Annotated in this window: 27 protein-coding genes; 20 read left to right on the forward strand and 7 right to left on the reverse strand. The window is 62.7% G+C overall.

The window, feature by feature from the left end; genetic code table 11:
• Positions 1-13 precede the first annotated feature (13 nt).
• The 7 genes from ctaD to QPW08_RS06055 all read left to right on the forward strand — a co-directional run bounded on the left by ctaD (position 14) and on the right by QPW08_RS06055 (position 5,408).
• A complete protein-coding gene (gene ctaD, locus QPW08_RS06025) occupies positions 14-1,717 on the forward strand; it encodes a cytochrome c oxidase subunit I (RefSeq protein WP_284124829.1) in 1,704 nt (567 codons plus the stop codon).
• A gap of 101 nt (positions 1,718-1,818) precedes the next feature.
• A complete protein-coding gene (locus QPW08_RS06030) occupies positions 1,819-2,736 on the forward strand; it encodes a heme o synthase (protein WP_284124830.1) in 918 nt (305 codons plus the stop codon).
• A 2-nt stretch (positions 2,737-2,738) separates the two neighbouring features.
• Positions 2,739-2,864 carry a hypothetical protein gene (locus QPW08_RS06035; protein ID WP_284124831.1) on the forward strand — a complete coding sequence of 42 codons (126 nt, stop codon included), beginning with the start codon at positions 2,739-2,741 and terminating at the stop codon, positions 2,862-2,864.
• A gap of 2 nt (positions 2,865-2,866) precedes the next feature.
• Complete coding sequence (locus tag QPW08_RS06040) at positions 2,867-3,451, forward strand: cytochrome c oxidase assembly protein (RefSeq protein WP_284124832.1); 585 nt, start codon at positions 2,867-2,869, stop codon at positions 3,449-3,451.
• A gap of 75 nt (positions 3,452-3,526) precedes the next feature.
• Positions 3,527-4,399 (forward strand): cytochrome c oxidase subunit 3, encoded by an 873-nt coding sequence (locus tag QPW08_RS06045; protein ID WP_284124833.1) that lies wholly within the window; start codon positions 3,527-3,529, stop codon positions 4,397-4,399.
• Positions 4,399-4,788 (forward strand): DUF983 domain-containing protein, encoded by a 390-nt coding sequence (locus tag QPW08_RS06050; RefSeq protein ID WP_284124834.1) that lies wholly within the window; start codon positions 4,399-4,401, stop codon positions 4,786-4,788. Before QPW08_RS06045 ends, QPW08_RS06050 begins: the two co-directional genes overlap by 1 nt.
• Before the next feature lie 2 nt (positions 4,789-4,790).
• Positions 4,791-5,408, forward strand: a complete 618-nt coding sequence (locus QPW08_RS06055; RefSeq protein ID WP_284124835.1) for an SURF1 family protein — start codon at positions 4,791-4,793, stop codon at positions 5,406-5,408.
• 4 nt (positions 5,409-5,412) lie between these two features.
• Here QPW08_RS06055 and QPW08_RS06060 read toward each other — a convergent pair whose 3' ends face one another.
• The gene (locus tag QPW08_RS06060) at positions 5,413-6,990 is read right to left on the reverse strand and encodes an ABC-F family ATP-binding cassette domain-containing protein (protein ID WP_284124836.1); all 1,578 of its coding nucleotides are present in this window, start codon (positions 6,988-6,990) and stop codon (positions 5,413-5,415) included.
• A 203-nt stretch (positions 6,991-7,193) separates the two neighbouring features.
• Between QPW08_RS06060 and thrC the strand changes: the two genes are divergently transcribed.
• From thrC to QPW08_RS06100, 8 genes are all read left to right on the forward strand, one after another.
• Complete coding sequence (gene thrC / locus QPW08_RS06065) at positions 7,194-8,594, forward strand: threonine synthase (RefSeq protein ID WP_284124837.1); 1,401 nt, start codon at positions 7,194-7,196, stop codon at positions 8,592-8,594.
• Complete coding sequence (locus QPW08_RS06070; RefSeq protein ID WP_284124838.1) at positions 8,594-9,481, forward strand: class I SAM-dependent methyltransferase; 888 nt, start codon at positions 8,594-8,596, stop codon at positions 9,479-9,481. Before thrC ends, QPW08_RS06070 begins: the two co-directional genes overlap by 1 nt.
• Positions 9,482-9,489: 8 nt before the next feature.
• Positions 9,490-9,861 (forward strand): dihydroneopterin aldolase, encoded by a 372-nt coding sequence (locus QPW08_RS06075; RefSeq protein WP_284124839.1) that lies wholly within the window; start codon positions 9,490-9,492, stop codon positions 9,859-9,861.
• Complete coding sequence (locus QPW08_RS06080; protein ID WP_284124840.1) at positions 9,862-10,182, forward strand: Rossmann fold domain-containing protein; 321 nt, start codon at positions 9,862-9,864, stop codon at positions 10,180-10,182.
• Positions 10,179-11,177 (forward strand): GTP 3',8-cyclase MoaA, encoded by a 999-nt coding sequence (gene moaA / locus QPW08_RS06085; RefSeq protein WP_284124841.1) that lies wholly within the window; start codon positions 10,179-10,181, stop codon positions 11,175-11,177. The genes QPW08_RS06080 and moaA overlap by 4 nt, the downstream gene beginning before the upstream one ends.
• A 115-nt stretch (positions 11,178-11,292) precedes the next feature.
• Positions 11,293-11,535, forward strand: a complete 243-nt coding sequence (locus QPW08_RS06090) for a MoaD/ThiS family protein (protein ID WP_284124842.1) — start codon at positions 11,293-11,295, stop codon at positions 11,533-11,535.
• A gap of 2 nt (positions 11,536-11,537) precedes the next feature.
• Positions 11,538-11,996 carry a molybdenum cofactor biosynthesis protein MoaE gene (locus tag QPW08_RS06095; RefSeq protein ID WP_284124843.1) on the forward strand — a complete coding sequence of 153 codons (459 nt, stop codon included), beginning with the start codon at positions 11,538-11,540 and terminating at the stop codon, positions 11,994-11,996.
• Positions 11,997-12,073: 77 nt separating this feature from the next.
• The gene (locus QPW08_RS06100; RefSeq protein WP_284124844.1) at positions 12,074-12,517 is read left to right on the forward strand and encodes a hypothetical protein; all 444 of its coding nucleotides are present in this window, start codon (positions 12,074-12,076) and stop codon (positions 12,515-12,517) included.
• Between the two features lie 41 nt (positions 12,518-12,558).
• Here QPW08_RS06100 and QPW08_RS06105 read toward each other — a convergent pair whose 3' ends face one another.
• Both QPW08_RS06105 and QPW08_RS06110 read right to left on the reverse strand, forming a co-directional pair.
• Positions 12,559-13,254, reverse strand: a complete 696-nt coding sequence (locus QPW08_RS06105) for a Crp/Fnr family transcriptional regulator (protein WP_284124845.1) — start codon at positions 13,252-13,254, stop codon at positions 12,559-12,561.
• Complete coding sequence (locus QPW08_RS06110) at positions 13,251-13,742, reverse strand: hypothetical protein (RefSeq protein ID WP_284124846.1); 492 nt, start codon at positions 13,740-13,742, stop codon at positions 13,251-13,253. The genes QPW08_RS06105 and QPW08_RS06110 overlap by 4 nt, the downstream gene beginning before the upstream one ends.
• A 204-nt stretch (positions 13,743-13,946) precedes the next feature.
• On the opposite strand from QPW08_RS06110, the gene rplU reads away from it, so the two are divergent.
• The 3 genes from rplU to QPW08_RS06125 all read left to right on the forward strand — a co-directional run bounded on the left by rplU (position 13,947) and on the right by QPW08_RS06125 (position 15,463).
• Positions 13,947-14,438, forward strand: a complete 492-nt coding sequence (gene rplU / locus QPW08_RS06115) for a 50S ribosomal protein L21 (protein ID WP_284124847.1) — start codon at positions 13,947-13,949, stop codon at positions 14,436-14,438.
• A gap of 12 nt (positions 14,439-14,450) precedes the next feature.
• Entirely contained in the window at positions 14,451-14,720 is a 270-nt protein-coding gene (gene rpmA, locus QPW08_RS06120) for a 50S ribosomal protein L27 (protein ID WP_284124848.1), read from the forward strand.
• A 197-nt stretch (positions 14,721-14,917) separates the two neighbouring features.
• A complete protein-coding gene (locus QPW08_RS06125; RefSeq protein WP_284124849.1) occupies positions 14,918-15,463 on the forward strand; it encodes a GNAT family N-acetyltransferase in 546 nt (181 codons plus the stop codon).
• Between the two features lie 148 nt (positions 15,464-15,611).
• Here the strand turns inward: QPW08_RS06125 and QPW08_RS06130 are convergent, their stop codons facing one another.
• Positions 15,612-16,490, reverse strand: coding sequence for a metal-dependent hydrolase (locus QPW08_RS06130; RefSeq protein ID WP_284124850.1), 879 nt, complete (start codon positions 16,488-16,490; stop codon positions 15,612-15,614).
• A 155-nt stretch (positions 16,491-16,645) separates the two neighbouring features.
• On the opposite strand from QPW08_RS06130, the gene QPW08_RS06135 reads away from it, so the two are divergent.
• Positions 16,646-17,251 (forward strand): TetR/AcrR family transcriptional regulator, encoded by a 606-nt coding sequence (locus tag QPW08_RS06135; RefSeq protein WP_284124851.1) that lies wholly within the window; start codon positions 16,646-16,648, stop codon positions 17,249-17,251.
• Here the strand turns inward: QPW08_RS06135 and ygfZ are convergent.
• Positions 17,248-17,979 carry a CAF17-like 4Fe-4S cluster assembly/insertion protein YgfZ gene (gene ygfZ, locus QPW08_RS06140; RefSeq protein ID WP_284124852.1) on the reverse strand — a complete coding sequence of 244 codons (732 nt, stop codon included), beginning with the start codon at positions 17,977-17,979 and terminating at the stop codon, positions 17,248-17,250. The genes QPW08_RS06135 and ygfZ overlap by 4 nt on opposite strands.
• Before the next feature lie 5 nt (positions 17,980-17,984).
• On the reverse strand, positions 17,985-18,884 hold the full coding sequence (locus QPW08_RS06145; protein WP_284124853.1) for an ATP-grasp domain-containing protein: 900 nt from the start codon (positions 18,882-18,884) through the stop codon (positions 17,985-17,987).
• Between the two features lie 68 nt (positions 18,885-18,952).
• On the opposite strand from QPW08_RS06145, the gene pyrC reads away from it, so the two are divergent.
• Positions 18,953-19,987, forward strand: coding sequence for a dihydroorotase (gene pyrC / locus QPW08_RS06150; protein ID WP_284124854.1), 1,035 nt, complete (start codon positions 18,953-18,955; stop codon positions 19,985-19,987).
• On the opposite strand, the gene rarD is transcribed toward pyrC, so the two are convergent.
• Positions 19,968-20,873 (reverse strand): EamA family transporter RarD, encoded by a 906-nt coding sequence (gene rarD / locus QPW08_RS06155; protein WP_284124855.1) that lies wholly within the window; start codon positions 20,871-20,873, stop codon positions 19,968-19,970. The genes pyrC and rarD overlap by 20 nt on opposite strands.
• Positions 20,874-20,956 lie beyond the last annotated feature (83 nt).

Here is a 20,956-nt window from a genome sequence, read left to right on the forward strand (position 1 = left end):
GAGACCAGATACCATGGCTACCACCGCTGAAGGCTTTGACACCCACCATGACGATCACGCACATGATGCGGATCACAAGCCGAGCTTTTTCGCTCGCTGGTTCATGTCGACCAACCACAAGGATATCGGCACCCTTTACCTGATCTTCGCGATTATCGCGGGTCTCGTCGGCGGTGCGATGTCGGGCGTCATGCGCGCTGAACTCGCCGCACCGGGCATCCAGTATCTGGGCTGGTGGGTAGAGTTCTTCGGTGGAGAGGCCAGCCTCGACACCAATTACCACATGTGGAACGTGTTCATCACTGCGCACGGTCTGATTATGGTCTTCTTCATGGTCATGCCGGCGATGATCGGCGGGTTCGGTAACTGGTTCGTGCCGCTGATGATCGGCGCGCCGGACATGGCGTTCCCGCGCATGAATAACATCTCGTTCTGGCTGACCGTCGCGGGCTTCTTCAGCCTCTGCCTCTCGCTTTTCGTGCCGGGTGGCACCGGACTTGGCGCCGGTGTTGGCTGGACCGTGTACGCTCCTCTGTCGACGACCGGTTCGGTCGGGCCGGCGGTCGACTTCGCGATCTTCTCGCTCCACCTTGCCGGTGCGGGCTCGATCCTTGGTGCGACGAACTTCATCACCACAATCTTCAACATGCGCGCGCCGGGCATGACCCTGCACAAGATGCCGCTGTTCGTGTGGTCGATCCTCGTCACCGCCTTCCTGCTGCTGCTGGCGCTGCCGGTGCTGGCTGCGGCCATCACCATGCTGCTGACCGACCGTAACTTCGGCACGACCTTCTTCAGCCCGGCTGGCGGTGGTGACCCAGTCCTTTACCAGCACCTGTTCTGGTTCTTCGGCCACCCCGAAGTCTACATCATGATCCTGCCGGGCTTCGGCATGATTTCGCAGATCGTCGCGACCTTCAGCCGCAAGCCGGTGTTCGGCTACCTCGGCATGGCCTACGCCATGGTCGCGATCGGCGTCGTCGGCTTCATCGTGTGGGCGCACCACATGTATACCGTCGGTCTCGACGTGAACACGAAGATGTACTTCACCGCCGCAACCATGGTCATCGCTGTGCCGACCGGCGTGAAGATCTTCAGCTGGATCGCCACCATGTGGGGCGGCTCGATGGAGTTCAAGTCGCCGATGGTGTGGGCGCTCGGCTTTATCTTCCTGTTCACCGTGGGCGGTGTGACCGGCGTCGTGCTTGCCAATGGCGGCGTCGATGACAACCTGCACGACACCTATTACGTGGTGGCGCACTTCCACTACGTGCTGTCGATGGGTGCGGTGTTCTCGATGTTCGCCGGCTTCTACTACTGGTTCCCGAAGATGAGTGGCCGCTGGCACAGCGAGTTCCTCAGCCATGTGCACTTCTGGCTGTTCTTCATCGGCGTGAACGTGGTGTTCTTCCCGATGCACTTCCTGGGCATGAACGGCATGCCGCGTCGCTATCCCGATTTCCCGGAAGCCTTCGCGCACTGGAACCAAGTCGCATCCTATGGCTACATGATCGTCGCCGTCTCGGTCGTGGTGTTCCTCGTCAACGTGGCCTATGCATTGATCGCCGGGCGCCGTGCGGAAGCCAACTATTGGGGTGAAGGCGCAACGACGCTCGAATGGAGCCTGTCGAGCCCGCCGCCGTTCCACCAGTACGAGACGCTGCCGGTGATCGAAGACCACCATGATTACCACAACCAGCTGCCCTCCAAGGCGTAAGCTGCTGAGCCCGAGAACGGGCCGGTAACAAACAAGAGCAAGAGGGGGCGTGCCAGCGATGGTGCGCCCCTCTTACAAGAAAGAAACCAAGACCCACGATCATGAGCGTCGCTGCCAAACAGGTTGTCCTTCCCGCCGACTGGCGCGATTTCTTCGCGCTGACGAAGCCGCGGGTGATGACGCTGGTGATCTTCACCGGAATCTGCGGCCTGCTGGCGGCACCGGGTTCGATCAACCCGATCCTCGGTTTCACCGCGATCCTGTGTATCGCCATGGGCGCCGGCGGTTCGGCGGCGCTCAATCAGTGGTGGGAAGCCGATCTCGATGCCGGGATGAAGCGGACCTCCAAGCGGCCGCTGCCGACCGGTCGGTTGCGGCGCGAGGACGCACGCGACTTCGGGATTGCACTCTCAGCCGCTTCGGTTGGCATCATGGGTGTGGCAATCAACTGGCTGGCGGCGGCGATCCTCGCTCTGGCTGTGATCTACTATGCCGTCATCTACACTATCTGGCTCAAGCCGCGCACGCCGCAGAATATCGTCATTGGCGGCGGGGCAGGGGCCTTCCCACCGATGATCGGCTGGGTTGCAGTGACTGGCGACGTAACCGCCATGCCAGTGCTGTTGTTCGCCATTATCTTCATGTGGACACCGCCGCATTTTTGGGCGCTCGCGCTCTTCGTGAAGACCGATTATGCCAATGTCGGCATCCCGATGATGCCGGTGGTGAAGGGCGAGAAGAGCACCCGCCAGCAGATCCTGCTTTACTCGATCCTGCTGCTGCCGATTGCCGTGGCACCTTGGTGGATCGGTGGTACCGGCGCGATCTACGGTATTGCGGCCGCCGCGCTGACGCTGGGCTTTGTCGTCCTGGCGATCCCGGTCGCAACGCGTACTGCTGTCGAAGGCGACGCGATGAAGCCTGAAAAGCGCCTGTTCGCTTTCAGCATCCTCTATCTGTTCGCCCTGTTCGGCGCGCTGGTCGCCGATCGCTTCCTCACCCCCCTGATGAGCGCATGAGCATGACCCCCGAAGAAGAAGCCGAATTCAAACGCCGCCAGAAGAGCCGCAACCTCGTGCTGGGCGGGGTACTGCTGTTCTTCGTGGTGCTGTTCTACATGATCACTATCGTGCGGATGGGTGACTGAGCATGGCAAGCGCGAGTCCTGACGCCCATCTCGACCGCAAGAATGCCAAGGTTGGCCTCTATGCCTTCCTCGGCGCACTGTTCATGCTCGGCATGGGCTATGCTGCTGTGCCGCTCTACGACCTGTTTTGCCGCGTCACAGGGTTCGGCGGGACGACCCAAGTGGCGAGCGAAAGCGAAGCGGCCTCGGCGGAAAGCCGCGCCCAACTGGCCGGGACTCCGACAATCTCGATCCGCTTCGATGCCAGCACCGCGCGCGACATGCCCTGGACGTTCAAGCCGGTGAAGAGCACCGACACGATCCGGATCGGGCAGCGCAGCCTCGCTTTCTACACGGCGAAGAACGATTCCAGCGTGCCGATTACCGGCACGGCAACCTTCAATGTCGAGCCTGAGCAGGCCGGCTATTATTTCAACAAGATCCAGTGCTTCTGCTTTACCGAGCAGACGCTGCAGCCGGGGCAGGAACTGCGCATGCCGGTGCTCTACTATGTCGATCCGGCAGCGCTGGACGATCCGAACATGGAAGGGGTGGAGCAGATCACGCTCAGCTACACCTTCCACAAGAAGCTGGAGGATGGCGAATAGCCGCTTCTAACCCCTAGACCCCATCCTGCATGGGCGATATGGGCAACCACGAACACGCGTAACAGGGTAATGATCATGGCTGGTGCCAAGAACCACGATTATCACATTCTCGAACCCGACATCTGGCCGCTGATCGGCTCGATCTCGGCGCTTACCTTTACCAGCGGCATGGTGATGATGATGCACCGCGCCGATTGGGATATGCCGTGGCAGATCGTGCTTGGGCTCGGCATCGCCGGCCTGATCGCGACCTTCTTCAGCTGGTGGGCCAATGTCGTGAAGGAAGCACAGGGCGGCGACCACACTCCGGTCGTGCAGCTGCATATGCGATACGGCATGATCCTGTTCATCGCTTCCGAAGTGATGTTCTTCGTCGGCTGGTTCTGGGCATTCTTCGATTTCGCCCTGTTCCCCGCGCCGATCCGCGACCTTGGCGAGAACGTGTGGGAAAACCTGATCGGGCAAGACGGCGCAGCTGCGCTCGCAACCTTCCCGGCGCAGGGTATCGAGGTGCTCGATCCGTTTAGCCTGCCCTTGCTCAATACGCTTATCTTGCTGTGCTCGGGCACCACGGTCACCTGGGCACATCACGCGCTGCTTCATGGCGACCGCGATGGCCTCAAGAAGGGCCTATGGGCGACCATCGCTCTGGGCGTGCTGTTCACCTGCATCCAGGCTTACGAATACAGCGTCGCTCCGTTCGGTTTCGGAGGCAACAACTACAGCTCGGCCTTCTACATGGCGACCGGCTTTCACGGTTTCCACGTGCTGGTCGGCACGATCTTCCTGATTGTCTGCCTCGTGCGCACCTACAAAGGGCACTTCACCCCGCGCCAGCACTTCGGTTTCGAAGCGGCTGCGTGGTACTGGCACTTCGTCGACGTGGTGTGGCTGTTCCTGTTCGTCGCCGTCTACATCTGGGGCGGCTGGGGCGCACCGGTCCACTGATGAATTCCGGTTCGCCGGACACACCAAAGGGGCGGCCCGCACTCAGCGAGGCCGCCCTTTTCGGTTTGTGCCCCGAGTGTGGTGGGCGGACGTTGTTTGCCGGATGGATCAAGCTGGCTCCGCGCTGCCGGGTTTGCAGTCTCGACTATGACCAGTTCAACGTTGGCGATGGACCAGCCGCGTTCCTGACACTCCTGATCGGCGCATTGGTCGTGGGACTCGCTGCATGGCTTGTCATTGCCGTCGATCCGCCCTGGTGGGTGCATGTGCTGCTGTGGGTGCCGCTCAGCATTGGTTTGACGATCGGTGGCTTGCGTGTGGCAAAGGCGGCACTGCTGACCAGCGAATACCGCAATAGTGCGCGCGAAGCGGGTACGAAGGACCTGTGACCATGCCGAAGTTTCCGCTCATTCCGACCCTGGTGGTTGTCATTGCCGTAGGGATCATGGTGTCGCTCGGCTTCTGGCAGCTCGGCCGGATGCAGGAAAAGGAAGCCATGATTGCTAGCTACGAGGCTGCGGTTGCGGATCATCAGGTGGACAACAGTCATTGGCCGCACGAATCCGAGAGCGCTTACCGGACTGTCGAATTCTATTGCGCAGGTCCGCACACAACCAAGGTTCGAGCCGGACGGAATGCCAATGGTGAAACGGGATGGCGACACATCGTCCAATGCCTCCTCGGTGGCCCGGATCCCACCGATGAATCGACACCGATTTTGCCGGATTACGAATACTTCGAAGGCGAGGTCGCACTTGGCTGGTCTCGCGACCCTGAATCGATCCGGTGGCAAGGGGGCATGGTTAGAGGCGTGGTTGAGCCCGGTAGCAAGTACGGTGGACGAATCGTCGCCGATCCGCCGCTGGCCGGGCTCCAGCCGCTCGCCAAGCCCGACCCGCGCAACCTGCCCAACAACCACCTGTCCTATGCGGTGCAGTGGTTCCTGTTCGCGCTGACCGCGCTGGTGATCTACATCCTTGCGCTCAAGCGCCGACAGCGCGGCGGCTGAACCATTAATCGCCCAACTCGATCCGCCGTTCGACACCGATGGCTTCGAGAAACGCCGGGTCGTGGCTGACGCAGACGATTGCGCCGTCCCACTTGGACAGCGCCTGCTCCAATACCTCTATGGCTTCGAGGTCCAGATGATTGGTCGGCTCGTCCAAGAGCAACAGCCATGGCGGCTCGGTACGGCTAAACAGGCATGCAAGGGCCAGGCGCACTCGCTCGCCTCCAGATAGCGTGCCAACTACCCGCTGTGCCCAGCGATTGCGAAAACCGTAGGCGGCAAGCGCGCCATGCGCTGTTTCCTTCGACAAGTCGGGGCAATGCCGCCGTATTTCTTCCAGCGCGGTGGCCTCGGGCGATAGCATGGAAAGATGCTGATCCAGCATGCCAAGCCGGTGTGTTTCCGCCTTCAACATCCCGGCATCCCGCTCCAGCTCACCGGCCAGGATACGCAGCAGGCTGGTTTTGCCCGAGCCGTTGGGGCCGCACACCGCGATGCGTTCGCCGCCCCGGATGGTGAGGTCGAGACCCTTGGCGAGTTGACCTGTGCCGCGTCCACAGACCAAGCCTTGTGCCTCCATGAGGCGGTGAGAACTCGGGACGTCCGCCCGAGGTAACTCTATGCGGACAGGTGTCAGCCGTTCAACTTCCTCCTCGGCCGCGCGCAACTGGTGTTCGGCAGCTTCGATGAGCCCATCGCCTAGCTTGTGTTTTCGTGCGGCGGTCGCTTCGGCCTGCTGGCGGCGGGCGTTGAGGACGATCTTGGGCTGGCTTCCACTGGCCGCAACCTTGCGCCCCGCACTGTCGCTGCGGGCCTGCTTTTCTCGCTCGCGCTGAGCGCCCTTGCGCGTCCGGGACAGCTCCTGCTTGCGGCGCTCCAGTTCGGTTTCGGCCCGTTCAATGCGATCGGCGCGGGCGGCGGCAAAGCTATCCCACCCACCAACCGAGACATGCGTACCGATAGGAGTCAGCTCGACGATCCGATCGACATGGCGCAGCAATTCGCGATCGTGGCTGGCGAGCAGGATTCCCCCTTGCCAATCGTCCATTAGGCGTAACAGGGCAGCGCGGCCTTCGGCGTCGAGATTGTTGCTGGGTTCGTCGAGCAGCAGGACGTCGGGCTGCTGCACCAGCAGGCCTGCCAACATCAAACGCATACGCTGCCCGCCGCTCAGGGTCCCAAGCCTTCGAGCCAAGGCCAGCGAGGGCAAGGCACAGGCAGCGAGTGCTTCCTCGATCCGAGCGGTGAGCGACCAGTCGGCGCAATCGAGATCGTCGCCTTCAGGCTTTCCCGCTTCGATCCGGGCAATCCGTGCGAGTTCATCCGCCAATCCGATAGCCTCGGCGAGCGTTTCTTCCGGATCGGGGGCTTGGCGGAGCAGGCCTATCGTACCGCTGCGGGCAATCGTGCCACTGACTGGTTCGCGTCCGCTGGCGATTGCCTCGAGCAGCGTCGACTTGCCGCAACCATTGCGACCGACAAGCCCGACAGTCTCGCGCCCAAGCGCGAGGTCGAGGCCGGGAAACAGCGGAGTGGAATCAGGGGCGGTGCAGGAAACCGCGTTGAGCGTGAGGAAAGACATGGAACACCATCGATCAGGGCAGTTGGGAAAGGTTGCGCTGAAAGATTAGTTGTTCACGTCGGCATGCTCCCTGTGTGCGGTTGGCCGCTCCCTACAGCTATTTGCCGTGCGGGGCAAACTGGCCGGGCGAAAGCCGCGCAAGGCCCGCCGCAAGACGGGCTTGCTTGCCCTGCGATAGCGCCCCGGCTAACGCGCCTCGCACCATGCGCTATATCTCTACCCGCGGCTCTGCGCCCACGCTCTCGTTCGAAGAGGTCACGCTGACCGGCCTCGCCAGCGATGGCGGGCTGTATGTGCCGGAGGAATGGCCCACGCTGACAGCGGACGAGATCCGTGCCTTCCGCGGGCTGCCCTATGCCGAAGTGGCCGCGCGAGTGATGGCGCCCTTCGTCGGCGACAGCCTCAGCTTCGAGGAACTGCGCGAGCTGACCGGCAAGGCCTATGGCCGCTTCTCGCACGCGGCAGTCGTGCCGCTGGTGCAGGTGGATGAACGGCATTGGCTGATGGAACTGTTCCACGGGCCGACGCTGGCGTTCAAGGATGTCGCACTGCAGATGCTCGGCCTGCTGTTCGAGACTTTCCTCGCCCGGCGCGGCGAGCAACTGACGCTTGTCGGGGCGACCAGCGGCGACACCGGTAGCGCCGCGATTGACGCGGTGGCCGGGCGCGAAGGGGTGGAGATCTTCATGCTCCATCCCAAGGGCCGAATCAGCGACGTGCAGCGCCGCCAGATGACCACTGTACGCGCGCCCAACGTCCACAACATCGCCATTTCCGGCAGCTTCGACGATGGGCAGGCGGCGGTGAAGCGCATGTTCACTGATCCAGCCATCGCCGGCAAGATCCGCCTCGGTGCCGTCAATTCGATCAACTGGGCGCGGCTGATGGCGCAGGTGGTCTATTACTTCACAACGGCGGTACAATTGGGAGCACCCGACCGCAGTGTCGCCTTCAGCGTGCCGACCGGCAACTTCGGCGATGTCTTCGCCGGCTATGTCGCGGCAAGAATGGGCCTGCCGGTCGAAAAACTGATCGTGGCCACCAACGTCAACGATATCCTCCACCGTGCCCTTTCGGATGGCGACTATTCCGCCGGGACCGTCACGCCGACTGCAGCGCCGAGCATGGATATCCAGGTCAGCTCCAATTTCGAGCGGCTGCTGTTCGATGTCGGCGGTCGCGAGGGTGCGGCGATGGCGGAGCAGATGCACGCCTTCGAAGCGAGCAAGGCGATGCAGCTGACCAACTCGCAGCGCGAAGGGGCGGCATCGCTCTTCACCAGCGTGCGGGTGGATCAGGACGCGATGGCACATTCGATCCGCCGGGCGTTCGAGAATTCGGGCGAGATCATCGATCCACACACCGCCATCGGGCTCTATGCCGCCTACCAGGTCGAATTGCCGGTTGAAGTGCCGATCGTCACGCTGGCAACCGCGCATCCGGCCAAGTTCCGCGATGCCGTCGAGCGAGCCACAGGCGCACGGCCTCCGCTTCCGCTGCGGGTCGGCGACCTGTTCGCACGCGAGGAAGCCTGTACCGACCTGTCTGGCGACTATGACGAACTGACTGGGTTCATTCTTGAGCACGCGGCACAGGGCAACTGATGGCTGACCTGGTCCGCCAGCCGCAGCTCATGGTGGGCGAGGGATGGGACGACTACGCCCTGCTCGACAGCGGTCACGGGCGCAAGCTCGAACGGTTCGGCCGTTTCCGCTTCATCCGCCCTGAACCGCAGGCGATGTGGACTCCGCAATCCGCCGAGTGGCAGGCCGATGGCGAATTCATTCCCGGAGCCGACGAGGATGGCGGCGGCCGCTGGCACCTCTCGCCTGAGGTGCCCGAAGAGGGCTGGCCGCTCAGCTGGCGCGAGGCGCGCTTTACGGCCTCCTGCACGCCGTTCCGCCACTTGGGCTTCTTCCCCGACATGGCCCCGGTCTGGGACTGGATGCGGGCGCAGCTCGACGGCAAGCCCGAGGCGCAGACGCTCAACCTGTTCGGCTATACCGGCGTCGGCTCGCAGGCGCTCAGCGAATGCGGCCCGGTGACGCATGTCGATGCTTCGAAGAAATCGGTCGCGCAGGCGCGTGAGAATGCCGAGCTGGCGGGCATGGGCGATCGCCCGATCCGCTGGCTGGTTGACGATGCCGCCAAGTTCGCTGCGCGCGAAGTGCGGCGCGAGCGGCGCTATGACGGAATCATCCTCGACCCGCCCAAGTTCGGGCGCGGACCCAAGAACGAGACCTGGCGGATCGAGGAAGGCCTCGCCCCGCTGGTGCGCGATTGCCGCGCATTGCTCGATCCGGAAAGCCGCTTCCTGTTCCTCACCGTCTATGCCGTGCGCATGAGCAGCCTCTCGCTCGCGGGTTTGGTCGATGAGATATTCGCCGGGATGCCCGGCAAGGTTGAGCACGGCGATCTCGCTGTCCAGGAACAGGGCACTGGCAGGTTGCTGCCGACAGCCATCTTCGCACGATGGAGCAATCCCGGCTAAGGGACGGCATGGCTGATTCGCTGATCCTCGAGTTCGACGATATCGAACATGATGTCCTGACCGGAATTTACTCTGAAGAGACCGGCAAGCCGCAGCCGCTGCGGATGTCGATCGCGGTCGAATACAAGGTTGCCGATCACTACGGGCCGGACAGCCATCTCGACGAGAGCAAGAACTACATGGACCTCAAGTTCGCAGCGACCGATGCGTTGCCCGAGGGGGTCCATTTCAAGCTGATCGAATCGGTCGCCGACCACATCTGCGACACGCTGTTCGCGCAGGATGCCAGGGTGCTGGCAGTCACGGTAAAGATCGTGAAGCTCGCCATTGCGACTGCCAACGAAAAGATTGGCATCACGCTCAGGCGCGAGCGGCGCTGAGTGGCGCAGGCGGTGCTCGATTGCGGGCGCTTGCCCGATGGTGCGGCCGAGGCTGCCCGGGTCTTCTACAGCGATTGGCTGCCCAAAGTGACGGGTGCGCTGGCTGGTGAGGTCGATACTCTCGCCATCGTGATGAATGTTGCCGATTATGACCATGCCGACTGGCGCCGCGCCGTGGCGCATGATCTCGCACGCCAGCATGCGCCCAAGCGTGTCAATGTCGTAAGTGGCGAAGGCGCTGCGCTGGCCGCGACTTTGGCGTATCTTGAGTGCGCGCCGGGTGTAACCGGGCATTATCTTCCGCTAGAACAGCAGCCATGAGCAGCAGCGATCTCATCGACAGCTTCGGGCGGCGTATTACTTACCTGCGCCTGTCTGTCACCGATCGCTGCGACCTGCGTTGCACCTATTGCATGCCCGAACGGATGGAGTTCCTGCCGCGCAAGGATGTGCTGAGTCTTGAGGAATTGCGCGACCTTTCGCTCGGCTTCATGGAGCGCGGGATCACCAAGATTCGCCTGACCGGGGGCGAACCGCTGGTGCGGCGCGATGTGATCGACCTGATCACAGCGTTGGGGCGGTTTGTCGGTAGCGGGCTAGACGAACTGACGCTCACCACCAATGGTACTCAACTGGCCGCCCACGCGCAGCGAATCGCCGATGCCGGGGTGCGCCGGATCAACATCTCACTCGACACGCTCGACCGCGAGACCTTCATCCGCCTGTCGCGCCGCGATGCCCTGGCGAGTGTGCTGGGCGGGATTTCCGCCGCCAAGGCGGCCGGGCTCAAGGTCAAGCTGAACACTGTCGCCATGAAGGGCATCAACGAGCACGAGATCCCTGCGCTAATCGAATGGGCGCATGGCGAGGGCCACGATCTGACCCTCATCGAAACCATGCCGCTAGGTGAAATCGACGAAGACCGGACCGACCAGTTCCTGCCGCTGGTGGCAGTGCGCGAGGTGCTGGAGCAGCGCTGGACACTGACCGACAGCGAGCATCGCACCTGTGGCCCGTCGCGCTATGTCGATGTGCGCGAAACCGGCGGGCGACTGGGCTTCATCACCCCGCTGACCAACAATTTCTGCGCTGGGTGCAACCGAATCCGGGTGACCGCGACGGGACAACTCTATCCCTGCCTCGGCGGGGGGGAGATGGTGGACTTGCGCGCCGCGCTGCGATCGGCGGACCCCGACCGCAATCTTGCCGAGGCGCTCGACACTGCGATGCGGATCAAGCCCGAGCGGCACGACTTCCGCATTGGCGAAGGCGAGGCTCCGGCGGTGGCGCGCCCTATGTCGACGACGGGGGGGTGACATGACCTTCCAATTCAAAAATGGTCATGTCATTCCCGCGAAGGCGGGAATCCAGACTGGCATCGGCACATTGTTTCGCTGGATCCCCGCCTTCGCGGGGATGACGGTGAAGTAGGTGACAATCACCATCGTCTTCCTAGGCCCTTTGCGAGACCTGGCTGGAGAGTCCGAGCGCGAGGTTACGGGCCCGCTCGACTGGGCAGGCTTGCTGCAAGCGGTTGGCCCGCAAGTTGCGGAGCAATTGCGGCTCGACCGCGTCAACGTCGCTTGCCGGGGCAAGGTGCTGGCCGACAAGACCGCGCTTGCCGCTGAAGACGGCGATGAAGTCGCGCTGCTCCCGCCTGTCAGCGGGGGCTAGCCATGCGGGACATCCGTCTCCTGACAGAACCCTTCATTCCCGGCATGCTGATCGGGCCGTTCACGAACGCCAATCCCGGCCTCGGAGGCGTTTGCACCTTCGTCGGTGAAGTGCGAGGTGAAGGCGGGGTTCAGGCGCTGGAATTAAGCCACTACGAGCCGCTCACCCTGCCGGGTATGGAAGAGCTTGCAGATAAAGCCTTCGAACGCTTCGACCTCATGGGTCTGCTGATGGTCCATCGCGTCGGAATCATGCTTCCGGGCGAACCCATAGTGTGCGTGTCAGCAGCTTCGAAACATCGCCGCGACGCTATCGATGCGGTCGATTTCTGCATGGATTATCTCAAAAGCGCCTCGTGGTTCTGGAAGCGCGAGAAACGTGCAGACGGCTGGCACTGGATCGAGCCGCGCGAGGCCGACTATGCCGACCGGGACCGCTGGGCGCAGGCTGGACGCAAATAATTTTGCGATTTGACCTGCGTCAAGGAAGCGACTCGCAGGGCCCGCCATAGTCACTCCAGACAAAAGGAGTGGCCCAAATGTCCCAGATGCTTCACCGCGAAATCGTTGCCGAAAAGGCGATCGTCTACACCATCCATCCGGTTGCCGAGAAGGAAGAGGCCCCGCGCGCTTTCTTCAATCACACGTTCGAACTGCCGACCGGCGTCTATATCGCCAGCCTCGCCTGCTTCATGACGTTCCTCGCCACCATGGTGGTGGGCTTCGGCAATCCCGAGCTTGGTATCCCGATGGCGATCTTCGGCGTCTTCTTTGCCGGTTTCTACGGCATCCCGACGCTGTTCGTAAAAGAATCACCGGAAGGCACAAACAAGGCACTGAGCTGGGGACAGTTCAGGAGCCGCGGAATCAACACGCTCACCGGCCCCCTCCCGGCAGGTGAAGCGTTGGCACAGGTCATGGTCCTGCCGGTCCTGATCGTCCTGTGGGGCGTGGCCTGTGTAACCATTGCGGCGCTGGTATAAGGGCGGAGGCTCTCTATTGAGAGGATAGCGGGCTTAACCCCTTACAGGCCCACTCCAACCAGCGCAGCAAGACGCGCGGGGTCGACCAGTTCGATCCCGCGCGCACCTTTTTTGGCGATCAGCCCGTCTTTCTCGAATCGCGTCATGCGGCGGCTGACAGTTTCGATTGTGAGACCCAGCATCTGCGCCATTTCCCCGCGCGACAGAGGGAGCTCGAACTGGTCGGCAGGATGGCACGGCGAATCGCTCGCAGCGCGCGCCAGCGACAGGATCAGGCCCGCGAGCCTCGTTTCTGCATCCTGTTTTCCGGTGAGTTCAAGCAATTCACGGGCTGCATGGAGATCATCCTGCGAACGCCGCAGCAGCGCGCGTGCAAGGGCAGGGTGCTTGTCCAGTGCGCGCTCCATCTCGCTGCGCGCAAAAACGCACAGGCGGCAATCTGTCAGGGCCACCACATCATGATGCGCAAACGGCTGGAAGAGCTCGCCGACAAACCCGGAGGGATGGATCAGGGCGAGGATTCGTTCCTCGCCGTTCTGGTCGAACGAGGTGACCTTGAGCGCACCGTAAACCAGCGTGGCGCAGGAATGCTCCTCGTCACCAGCGGCGAACAGCATCTCGCCTTTCTTGAGTTCTACCGTCCGGCCAGCGCGGGCAAGGTCCTCACGCTCTTCGTCGGAGAGGACGGCGCACGCTGCACTGTCCCTCACCGGGCATGTGGCGCAGGCGAGCGTCATGGTCGAATCATCCCTTGCAGGCGGATCAGGCTTTGATCCTGGCGGGCGAGGATGGCAGCAACATAGACGCGTGCGTCGTCAATGAAGTCACGACGCTCCAGTGCCACGGCGCGCTCGGCATACATCTTGTCGAGATCGGCTAAGGCGATGGCAGTTGTGCTGCGGTGCGAATCAAGTTCGGAAAGCGCCGTTTGCGCGCTTGCCCAGCTCTTGCTGGCGATAGCGGCGCCGCGCGCTGCTTCGAGCTGGAGTGTTGCGCCTGGCAGCTTGTCAAGAAAGGCATGATCGGCAGCGTCAGCTTGGGCGCGCAGGCGCGATACACGGGCTGCCAGTTCGGTTGGGACAGGTTCAATCGGGCCGGGGTCGGACCCTGTTTCGTGCGCAGCAGCGATCCGCTCGGCATCGCGGACCGCGAGCGATGGATAATCGGTGCTCGGCGAAGCACAGGCTGCGACCACTGGAAGCAGCAAAATCGGGAAAGCGGCCACTCTCATCCTTGCCCTCATATACGAGAGCGGGGTCGTGCCACAATGCTGTTGCCATGGTGCCAGAAAAACCCGCCACTCGCGCGTTGACTTTGCGCGGATGTTCCCTTAACGGCACCGTTCTTTCCGGGCCTCGCCATCGGCGGGTTGCCCGTCGCGCCATTTCCAAGCGGGAATGGCACAGCAACACGAATGGAAGTTAAACCGATGTTCGCAGTAGTGCGCACGGGCGGCAAGCAATACCGGGTTGCCGCCGGAGACAAGATCGCGGTCGAGAAGCTGGCTGGTGAAGCCGGCGAGACCATTGTGCTGGACGATGTCCTGCTCGCCGGCGAAGGCGATACCATCGCCGACGCCAGCAAGGTGACCGTTTCGGCTGAAGTCATCGCCCAGGCCAAGAGCGAGAAGGTCGTCGTTTTCAAGAAGCGTCGCCGTCACAACTATCGCCGCAAGGCCGGCCACCGCCAGCAGATGACCCTGCTGCGCATCACCGACATCGGTGAAGGCAAGAAGCCTGCTGCTAAGAAGGCCGCTCCGGCCAAGAAGGCTGAGGCTCCGGCTGAAGAGAAGAAGGCTCCGGCAAAGAAGGCGGCTGCTCCCAAGAAGGAAGCCGCTGAGAAGAAAGCTCCGGCCAAGAAGCCTGCTGCAAAGAAGGCCCCGGCCAAGAAAGCTGCCACCAAGGCAGCCGACAAGAAGTAAGGATCAGACACCATGGCACATAAAAAAGCAGGTGGTTCATCCCGTAACGGTCGCGACTCAGCCGGTCGCCGCCTTGGTGTGAAGAAGTTCGGCAGCGAAGCAGTCGTCGCCGGCAACATCATCGTGCGCCAGCGCGGCACCAAGTTCTATCCGGGCAGCAACGTCGGCATGGGCAAGGATCACACCCTCTTCGCTCTCGAAGACGGCGTGGTGCGATTCCACACCGGCAAGCAAGCGCGCAAATACGTGTCTGTAGACATGATTGCGGAAGCTGCCGAATAATCGGACGATCATAACGGGATCGTCCAGCGGGACGGTCCCAGTCGGCCATACGCCGACAGCCAAAGAGGGAGATGGGGCCGACCCGTCTCCCTCTTGTCGTTTCTCCCTCTCAATTCGCCGGATCTTCGGGTCCGTGTTCATTTGAGTGTCACGAGCCCGGACTAGGAGCCCGGGGCGGGGCGAAGAGGAGAAGTCCCATGTTCCATCGCAGTGAAAGACTGTTCCTGAGGCCTGTCTGGGAAGAGGATGCGCCGGCGATCTATCGCGGCATCGCCGACGAGGTAATCGTGCGCAACCTTGCCCGCGCGCCGTGGCCCTATGGTATGGAAGATGCGCGATCCTTCGCCAAACTGCCACGCAATCCCGCGCAACCGGACTTCGCCATCACCCTGCCCGACACCGGCGAATATGTCGGCCAGTGTGGCTATGGCCCCGACGAGGACGGGCAGCTGCAAGTGGGCTACTGGATCGCCCGCGAACACTGGGGGAAGGGCTTTGCCACAGAAGCGACGCGTGCGCTGCTCGATATCGGGCGGGCGCTCGGTTTCGGGCGCATCGTGGCTGCACATTTCGTCGACAACCCCGCATCGGGCAAGGTCCTGCGCAAGGCGGGTTTCCGTGCCACGGGTGAAGTTCGCCCGCTCTACAGCCGGGCGCGCGATGCCCGGCATCCGGCCGCACGCTATGTGATCGACCTCAGTGACGAAGAGACTTCCCCGGGCGGAATGCTTCGCGCAGCCTGACGAGACGTCACACGAAAAAGGCCCCGCAAGCGATTGCGGGGCCTTCTAATTGTCCTTGGTGCGATCCCCCGCGGAGGCGGGGGTTTCAGTCTATGGGGCAGAGCGCCAGTGGCCTGAGGTCCCCGCCTGCGCGGGGACTCGCGCTCACCTACTCCGCCGGCATCAGCGCATCTTCGAAGTCGCCTTCGTAGATATTGATCAGGGCGCGATCATCTTCGTTCCAGGGATGGAAGCCGGGCATGAAATAGGCCAGCCAACCGGGCACGATGCGGCGCAGGAAGCCTGGCTTGACCAGCAAATACTTGGCCAGCTCCCACCGCCATTTCCAGCCAGTGAGGCCGTCCTGTGCAAGCAGCTCCATTGTGTCTTCGCTACGGTGCTTGATGAAGCGAACGGTAACGTTGAGCATCATCAGGCTCTTGACCCACCAGCGCTTGAACCGGCTCCAGTCACGGGTGGCGTGAAGCCAGGTGTCGTAAGCGACACCCTTGTGCTCGACTTCCTCGGCCGAATGCCAGCGCCAAAGGTCGCCCAAGTCGCCATCGGCGCCTTCGAGATGGGCCGGGTTCTTGAGCAGTTCATGGCCGAGCATGGCGGTGAAGTGTTCGAGGGCCATGGTGGCGGCCAGGTTGAGGATGACTGGACGCCCTTCGAGTTGAGCGAGCAGTTCTTCCACCCGCTTGTCGATGGCGTCGATGTCGTAGCCATGATCCTGCGCCAGTCGGTTGAAGGCGATGTGCTCGCGCGTGTGGTTGATCTCCTGCTTCACGAAAGCGCGGATTTCCGCGGTCAGCTTGGGATCGGCACCCTCACGGAATGCCTTCACCGATTCGATGAAGAAGGCTTCACCGCGGGGGAAGGTGGCACTGAGCGCGTTGAACCAGGCCGAAGCGACCGGATTGCCGTTGAGCCACCAGCGGCGAGCATTGATGCCGCGTGCGAAGCGGCGATTGCGCACGGTAATTTCAAGATCTTGTGGGGTGGGGGTCGTCGCGTTGTCGACGGGGATGGAGGTATGAGCGTTCATGGCGTGAGAGCACCCGTGGTTCGTTACTGACATTAATGTTAGTAAGCACTATTTACATCAATGTCAATAATGAATGGTTACGTGCTTGCCGCTTGTGCTGATGCACGGTAGCTTCCCATACCGGATCGCAAGAACAGGGGCTTCGCTCGCACTCCATGGCTACTCGCAAACGCCTTTCTCCCGAGGAATCGCGCGCATCGGCGCTGCAGGCCGCCCGTACGCTGCTGATTGAAGCCGGGCCGCAGGCTGTAACACTCAAGGCGGTTGGCGCGCGGGTCGGGCGCACGCATGCCAATCTGCTGCACCACTTCGGTTCCGCCGCGGGGCTTCAGCGCGAGCTGGCGGCGCATCTGGCGCAGACCGTTTGTGAGAGCGTGGCCGAAGCGGTGCGGGCGACCCGGGCGGGGCTGGGGAGCCCGCGCGAAGTGGTCGATATCGCCTTCGACGCCTTCGAACGCGAGGGCGGCGGGGCACTGGTCAGCTGGATGCTCGCGACCGGCCATGAAGACGCTATCGAGCCGTTCGTGGAAACGATCCATTCCATGGTCGACGATCTCAATCCGGAAGAAGACGGGCATGATGATGCCATGGCCGCTCACCGGGTCACTCACACAGTCGTGCTGCTGGCGCTGGGCCAGTCGCTGATGGGGGCACCGCTGGCGAAGTCATTGCAATTGCCGGAAGAGACGGCGCGCGAAGTCGCGGAGAAGTTTATCGTCGAAGACCTGGTCGGTCGGCATCAGGAAGTGCCGCAGGATTAGGACGCCTCCAGTCGCATCCAGTCGGGTGCGATGTCCGCTGTAATATCGTCAATCCGCAAATGCGCGATCGCGAGGCCAAGGTCCCCGTGGCTGACCTTGATCCGCTTCTCGTCCGCATCTTCCAGCGGGACCACCACCAGCCGCCGGTTGACTTTCTGCCGCCAGTTCATGCGGGCGGTGTTTTCCTGCCCGACATAACAGCCCTTCTCGAAGCTGACGCCGTGCAGCTCGACCGCATTGGTCTCTAGCCACAGTATATCGCTGAGTTCCGCGCGGCCTTCCGGCACGCCCAGCCGCAGGCGGTGCGCGCGCCAGGCTTCGTCGGCGGCCTGGTCATCGTCGGAAGCCGGTGCAAGCCAGCGTTCTCCCAATGCGGTGAGACGCGGGTCGGCAGCGGCGCCATCGCCCATATGCCCAGCCCAGTGCACGCCAACGGCGTCGTCCCGCACAATCGCGATCTTGCGGCGCAGGCGGTAGAGGCTCAGCCGCTTGACCAGCTCGTCTGCCGCCTCGGCCTCGCAATCGATCAGCAGTTCGCCATTTCCGCCCGGCCAGACGATGAAATCGAACAGCGCCTTGCCCTGCGGTGTCAGCAGCCCGGCATAGGCCGGCAGCGTGCCTTTCACATCGTTGGTGACAAGTCCTTGCAGGAAATCGGCGACATCCTCGCCGGGATCTTGCGGGGTCAGCCGGATCACGGCGCGATCGAACAGGCGGGTAGCGGTCATGGTGCCTAGGTAGCGGGCGCGACCAGAGCTTCAAGGCGGCGCGCGATCGCATCGGCCATCATCGCACCGAGTAGGGGTCCCTGGGCCGGGTAAAGGAACGGCTCGATCAGCTCGGCTTCCATCAGCAGCAGGCCGCCGTCATGGCCGCGTACCATGTCGATGCGGGCGTAGAGCGGGCGGTGATCGATCGCAGTGACTGCCGTCAGTGCCGCGGCAATATCGCGATCCGACGGCGTGTAGGGCTCTTCGCTCCCGCCATAGATCGACTGCACGCGGTAATCGCCTGAGGCCGGGCGCTTGCACAAGACATGCGAGAAAGCTCCATCGACAAACAGGAAGGAGTACTCTCCATCCGTTTGAATCTGCGGTAGGAACGGTTGCAGCATCGCCGGATGAGCCATGCTCCAGTCCGGGTCGAGCGAGGCCTTGCGGTGGATCGATTGCCCTTCCGCGCCCGCGCCGACCTGCCGCTTTGCCACCACGGTGTCACAGCCGAACGCCTCCATGGCGGCGGCGATATCGGATGTGGTCGGTTGCTCAACCCAGCGCGTCGGGATCGTAGCGACGTCGCATTCGGCGAGATCGCGCAGATAGGTCTTGCGGGCATTCCAGCGGACGGTTGCGGCACTGTTGCAGACAAGGTGGCCGGCGGCTTCCAGCGCATCGAGCCGGGCGAGGAATTCGGCCTCGCTGTCCTGGTAGTCCCACGGGGTGCCTACCAGCACCAGCGGCATCCCGTCGAAGGCTGCAACCGGGCTGCGCCAGTCGATCTCCACCAGCCTGTGCCCGCGCGCCTCCAGCTCGGGCCGGATCGCGGCGACCTGGACGTCGTGCTCATAGGCATCGGCGCGCCGGTTGGGCGAGCCGGGATGGGTGCCGGGGCAGGTGAGGAAGGCAATATCCATGCGGTATGCGTTTAGGCGCGCGAATGCCCGCTGGAAAGTGGCTGCGCACGCGGTTAGGGGATGCAGCGATGACCGAGACGCTGACGATCCGCCGCCCCGATGACTGGCATGTCCACCTGCGCGATGGCGCGATGCTGGCGGGCGTGGTGGAATACACTGCGCGCCAGTTCGCCCGCGCGATCGTGATGCCCAATCTCACCCCGCCGGTGACGACTGCCGCGCTGGGTGCCGCCTATCGTGAGCGTATCATGGCGGCGGTGCCTGCGGGTCTCGATTTCACGCCGCTGATGACCGCTTACCTGACTGACCAGACAGACGCAGACGATCTGGTTCAGGGGCATACTGAAGGCATCTTCACAGCAGCCAAGCTCTATCCTGCCAATGCGACGACCAATTCAGCCCACGGCGTAACCGATGTCGAAAAGCTCTACCCGGTGCTCGAGAGCATGGCTGAGGCCGGCATCGTGCTGTGCGTCCACGGCGAAGTCACCAGCGCCGACATCGACGTGTTCGACCGCGAGAAGGTGTTCATCGAACGCACGCTGGCACCGCTGCACGCAGCGATCCCGCAGCTGAAGATCGTGTTCGAGCATATCACGACCAGCGACGCCGCCGATTTCGTGACTGGAGCTGGCAATACCGTTGCCGCCACGATCACGCCGCAGCACTTGCATATCAACCGCAACGCCATGCTGGTGGGCGGGATCCAGCCGCACAATTACTGCCTGCCGGTCGCCAAGCGCGAGGAGCACCGGCGGGCGCTGCGCAAGGTTGCGACGTCCGGCTCGGCCAAGTTCTTCCTTGGCACTGACAGCGCCCCGCATGAAAAGCATACCAAGGAAAGCGCCTGCGGTTGTGCTGGCATTTTCAACGCGCCCTATGCGCTGGAAAGCTACCTCGCTGTGTTCGAGGAAGAGGGCGCAATCGAGCACTTCGAAGGATTCGCATCGCTGTACGGCCCGGCCTTCTACGGCCTGCCGGTGAACGAGCAGAGGGTTACGTTGGAGCGGGTGCCGCATGTGGTGCCCGAGGTCATCGAAACGACGGGTGGCAAGCTAGTGCCCTGGCACGCCGGGCAGGAACTCAACTGGCGGCTGGCCTAACGGCGCGGCGCCGGGCGAACATATCCCACACGAAGATCGCCAGCGCGGTCCAGATCAGCGCGAAGCAGACCAACTCGGCCGTATGCAACGGCTTCTCGAAGACAGTGAGGCCGAGCACAAATACGATACTGGGGGCGAGGAACTGCGTGAACCCGAGCGTCGAATAGTCCATCCGCTTGGCCGCCACTGCAAACATCAGCAGCGGTACTGCCGTCAACACTCCGCCCAGCACGATTGCAACGCTCAGCCAGAGCGAATCGTCGAAACTCGATCCGGCCGGGCTCATCGCATACCAAGCCGCGATCCCTGCCGAGGGTAGCAGCAGGATCATGCTTTCTATGGTCAGGCCGGGCAGCGAGCCGACCGGTACCTGCTTGCGGATCAGGCCATAGGTGCCGAAGCTGAAGGCGAGCGTCAGGCTGACCCATAGGGTCGTCACTGCCCCTGATGAAAGCGCGGCCACCCCCGCAGTCGCAATCGCCACCGCGGTCCATTGTAGCCGCGATAGCTTTTCCGACAGGATCACCGTTCCCAGCAGCACATTAACCAGCGGGTTGATGTAATATCCCAGGCTGGCGGCGTAGATATGGTCGTTCTGGATCGCCCAGATGTAAGTGAACCAGTTGATCGCGACGAGCGTGGCGCTGATGGCCAGCACGCCCAGCACCTTGCGATTGCCCAACGCTGCGCGAACCTCGGGCCATTGCTGGCGGAACAGCACAATCACCAGGCAGATCGGGAGCGTCCACACGATTCGCCAGGCGACGAATTCGAACGGCGGCACGCTGCGGACCAGCACGAGGTAGAGCGGCAGGAATCCCCAGATGATGTAAGCGCCGAGCGCGGGCGGCAGGCCGGACGGCTGGCGGGGTTCTGTTGCGCTCATCCAAGCGCCCTAGGAGCGGCGAAAAGGCACTGCAAGCCACCATTCGTCGCCTGAATCCACTCGCCTCGTCGAATAGCGCAATT

This window comes from Parerythrobacter aestuarii, assembly GCF_030140925.1.
Lineage (GTDB): Bacteria > Pseudomonadota > Alphaproteobacteria > Sphingomonadales > Sphingomonadaceae > Parerythrobacter > Parerythrobacter aestuarii.

What these genes read in the sequence shown, in the direction of transcription:
- rpmA (WP_284124848.1), top strand. Translation starts at nt 14,451, where the DNA reads ATGGCACATAAAAAAGCAGGTGGTTCATCCCGTAACGGTCGCGACTCA.
- QPW08_RS06125 (WP_284124849.1), top strand. Translation starts at nt 14,918, where the DNA reads ATGTTCCATCGCAGTGAAAGACTGTTCCTGAGGCCTGTCTGGGAAGAG.
- QPW08_RS06145 (WP_284124853.1), bottom strand. Translation starts at nt 18,884, where the DNA reads ATGGATATTGCCTTCCTCACCTGCCCCGGCACCCATCCCGGCTCGCCC.
- QPW08_RS06130 (WP_284124850.1), bottom strand. Translation starts at nt 16,490, where the DNA reads ATGAACGCTCATACCTCCATCCCCGTCGACAACGCGACGACCCCCACC.
- QPW08_RS06050 (WP_284124834.1), top strand. Translation starts at nt 4,399, where the DNA reads ATGAATTCCGGTTCGCCGGACACACCAAAGGGGCGGCCCGCACTCAGC.
- QPW08_RS06100 (WP_284124844.1), top strand. Translation starts at nt 12,074, where the DNA reads ATGTCCCAGATGCTTCACCGCGAAATCGTTGCCGAAAAGGCGATCGTC.
- moaA (WP_284124841.1), top strand. Translation starts at nt 10,179, where the DNA reads ATGAGCAGCAGCGATCTCATCGACAGCTTCGGGCGGCGTATTACTTAC.
- thrC (WP_284124837.1), top strand. Translation starts at nt 7,194, where the DNA reads ATGCGCTATATCTCTACCCGCGGCTCTGCGCCCACGCTCTCGTTCGAA.
- rarD (WP_284124855.1), bottom strand. Translation starts at nt 20,873, where the DNA reads ATGAGCGCAACAGAACCCCGCCAGCCGTCCGGCCTGCCGCCCGCGCTC.
- ctaD (WP_284124829.1), top strand. Translation starts at nt 14, where the DNA reads ATGGCTACCACCGCTGAAGGCTTTGACACCCACCATGACGATCACGCA.
- ygfZ (WP_284124852.1), bottom strand. Translation starts at nt 17,979, where the DNA reads ATGACCGCTACCCGCCTGTTCGATCGCGCCGTGATCCGGCTGACCCCG.
- QPW08_RS06055 (WP_284124835.1), top strand. Translation starts at nt 4,791, where the DNA reads ATGCCGAAGTTTCCGCTCATTCCGACCCTGGTGGTTGTCATTGCCGTA.
- QPW08_RS06045 (WP_284124833.1), top strand. Translation starts at nt 3,527, where the DNA reads ATGGCTGGTGCCAAGAACCACGATTATCACATTCTCGAACCCGACATC.
- QPW08_RS06060 (WP_284124836.1), bottom strand. Translation starts at nt 6,990, where the DNA reads ATGTCTTTCCTCACGCTCAACGCGGTTTCCTGCACCGCCCCTGATTCC.
- QPW08_RS06030 (WP_284124830.1), top strand. Translation starts at nt 1,819, where the DNA reads ATGAGCGTCGCTGCCAAACAGGTTGTCCTTCCCGCCGACTGGCGCGAT.
- rplU (WP_284124847.1), top strand. Translation starts at nt 13,947, where the DNA reads ATGTTCGCAGTAGTGCGCACGGGCGGCAAGCAATACCGGGTTGCCGCC.
- pyrC (WP_284124854.1), top strand. Translation starts at nt 18,953, where the DNA reads ATGACCGAGACGCTGACGATCCGCCGCCCCGATGACTGGCATGTCCAC.
- QPW08_RS06035 (WP_284124831.1), top strand. Translation starts at nt 2,739, where the DNA reads ATGACCCCCGAAGAAGAAGCCGAATTCAAACGCCGCCAGAAGAGCCGC.
- QPW08_RS06135 (WP_284124851.1), top strand. Translation starts at nt 16,646, where the DNA reads ATGGCTACTCGCAAACGCCTTTCTCCCGAGGAATCGCGCGCATCGGCG.
- QPW08_RS06095 (WP_284124843.1), top strand. Translation starts at nt 11,538, where the DNA reads ATGCGGGACATCCGTCTCCTGACAGAACCCTTCATTCCCGGCATGCTG.
- QPW08_RS06105 (WP_284124845.1), bottom strand. Translation starts at nt 13,254, where the DNA reads ATGACGCTCGCCTGCGCCACATGCCCGGTGAGGGACAGTGCAGCGTGC.
- QPW08_RS06040 (WP_284124832.1), top strand. Translation starts at nt 2,867, where the DNA reads ATGGCAAGCGCGAGTCCTGACGCCCATCTCGACCGCAAGAATGCCAAG.
- QPW08_RS06070 (WP_284124838.1), top strand. Translation starts at nt 8,594, where the DNA reads ATGGCTGACCTGGTCCGCCAGCCGCAGCTCATGGTGGGCGAGGGATGG.
- QPW08_RS06075 (WP_284124839.1), top strand. Translation starts at nt 9,490, where the DNA reads ATGGCTGATTCGCTGATCCTCGAGTTCGACGATATCGAACATGATGTC.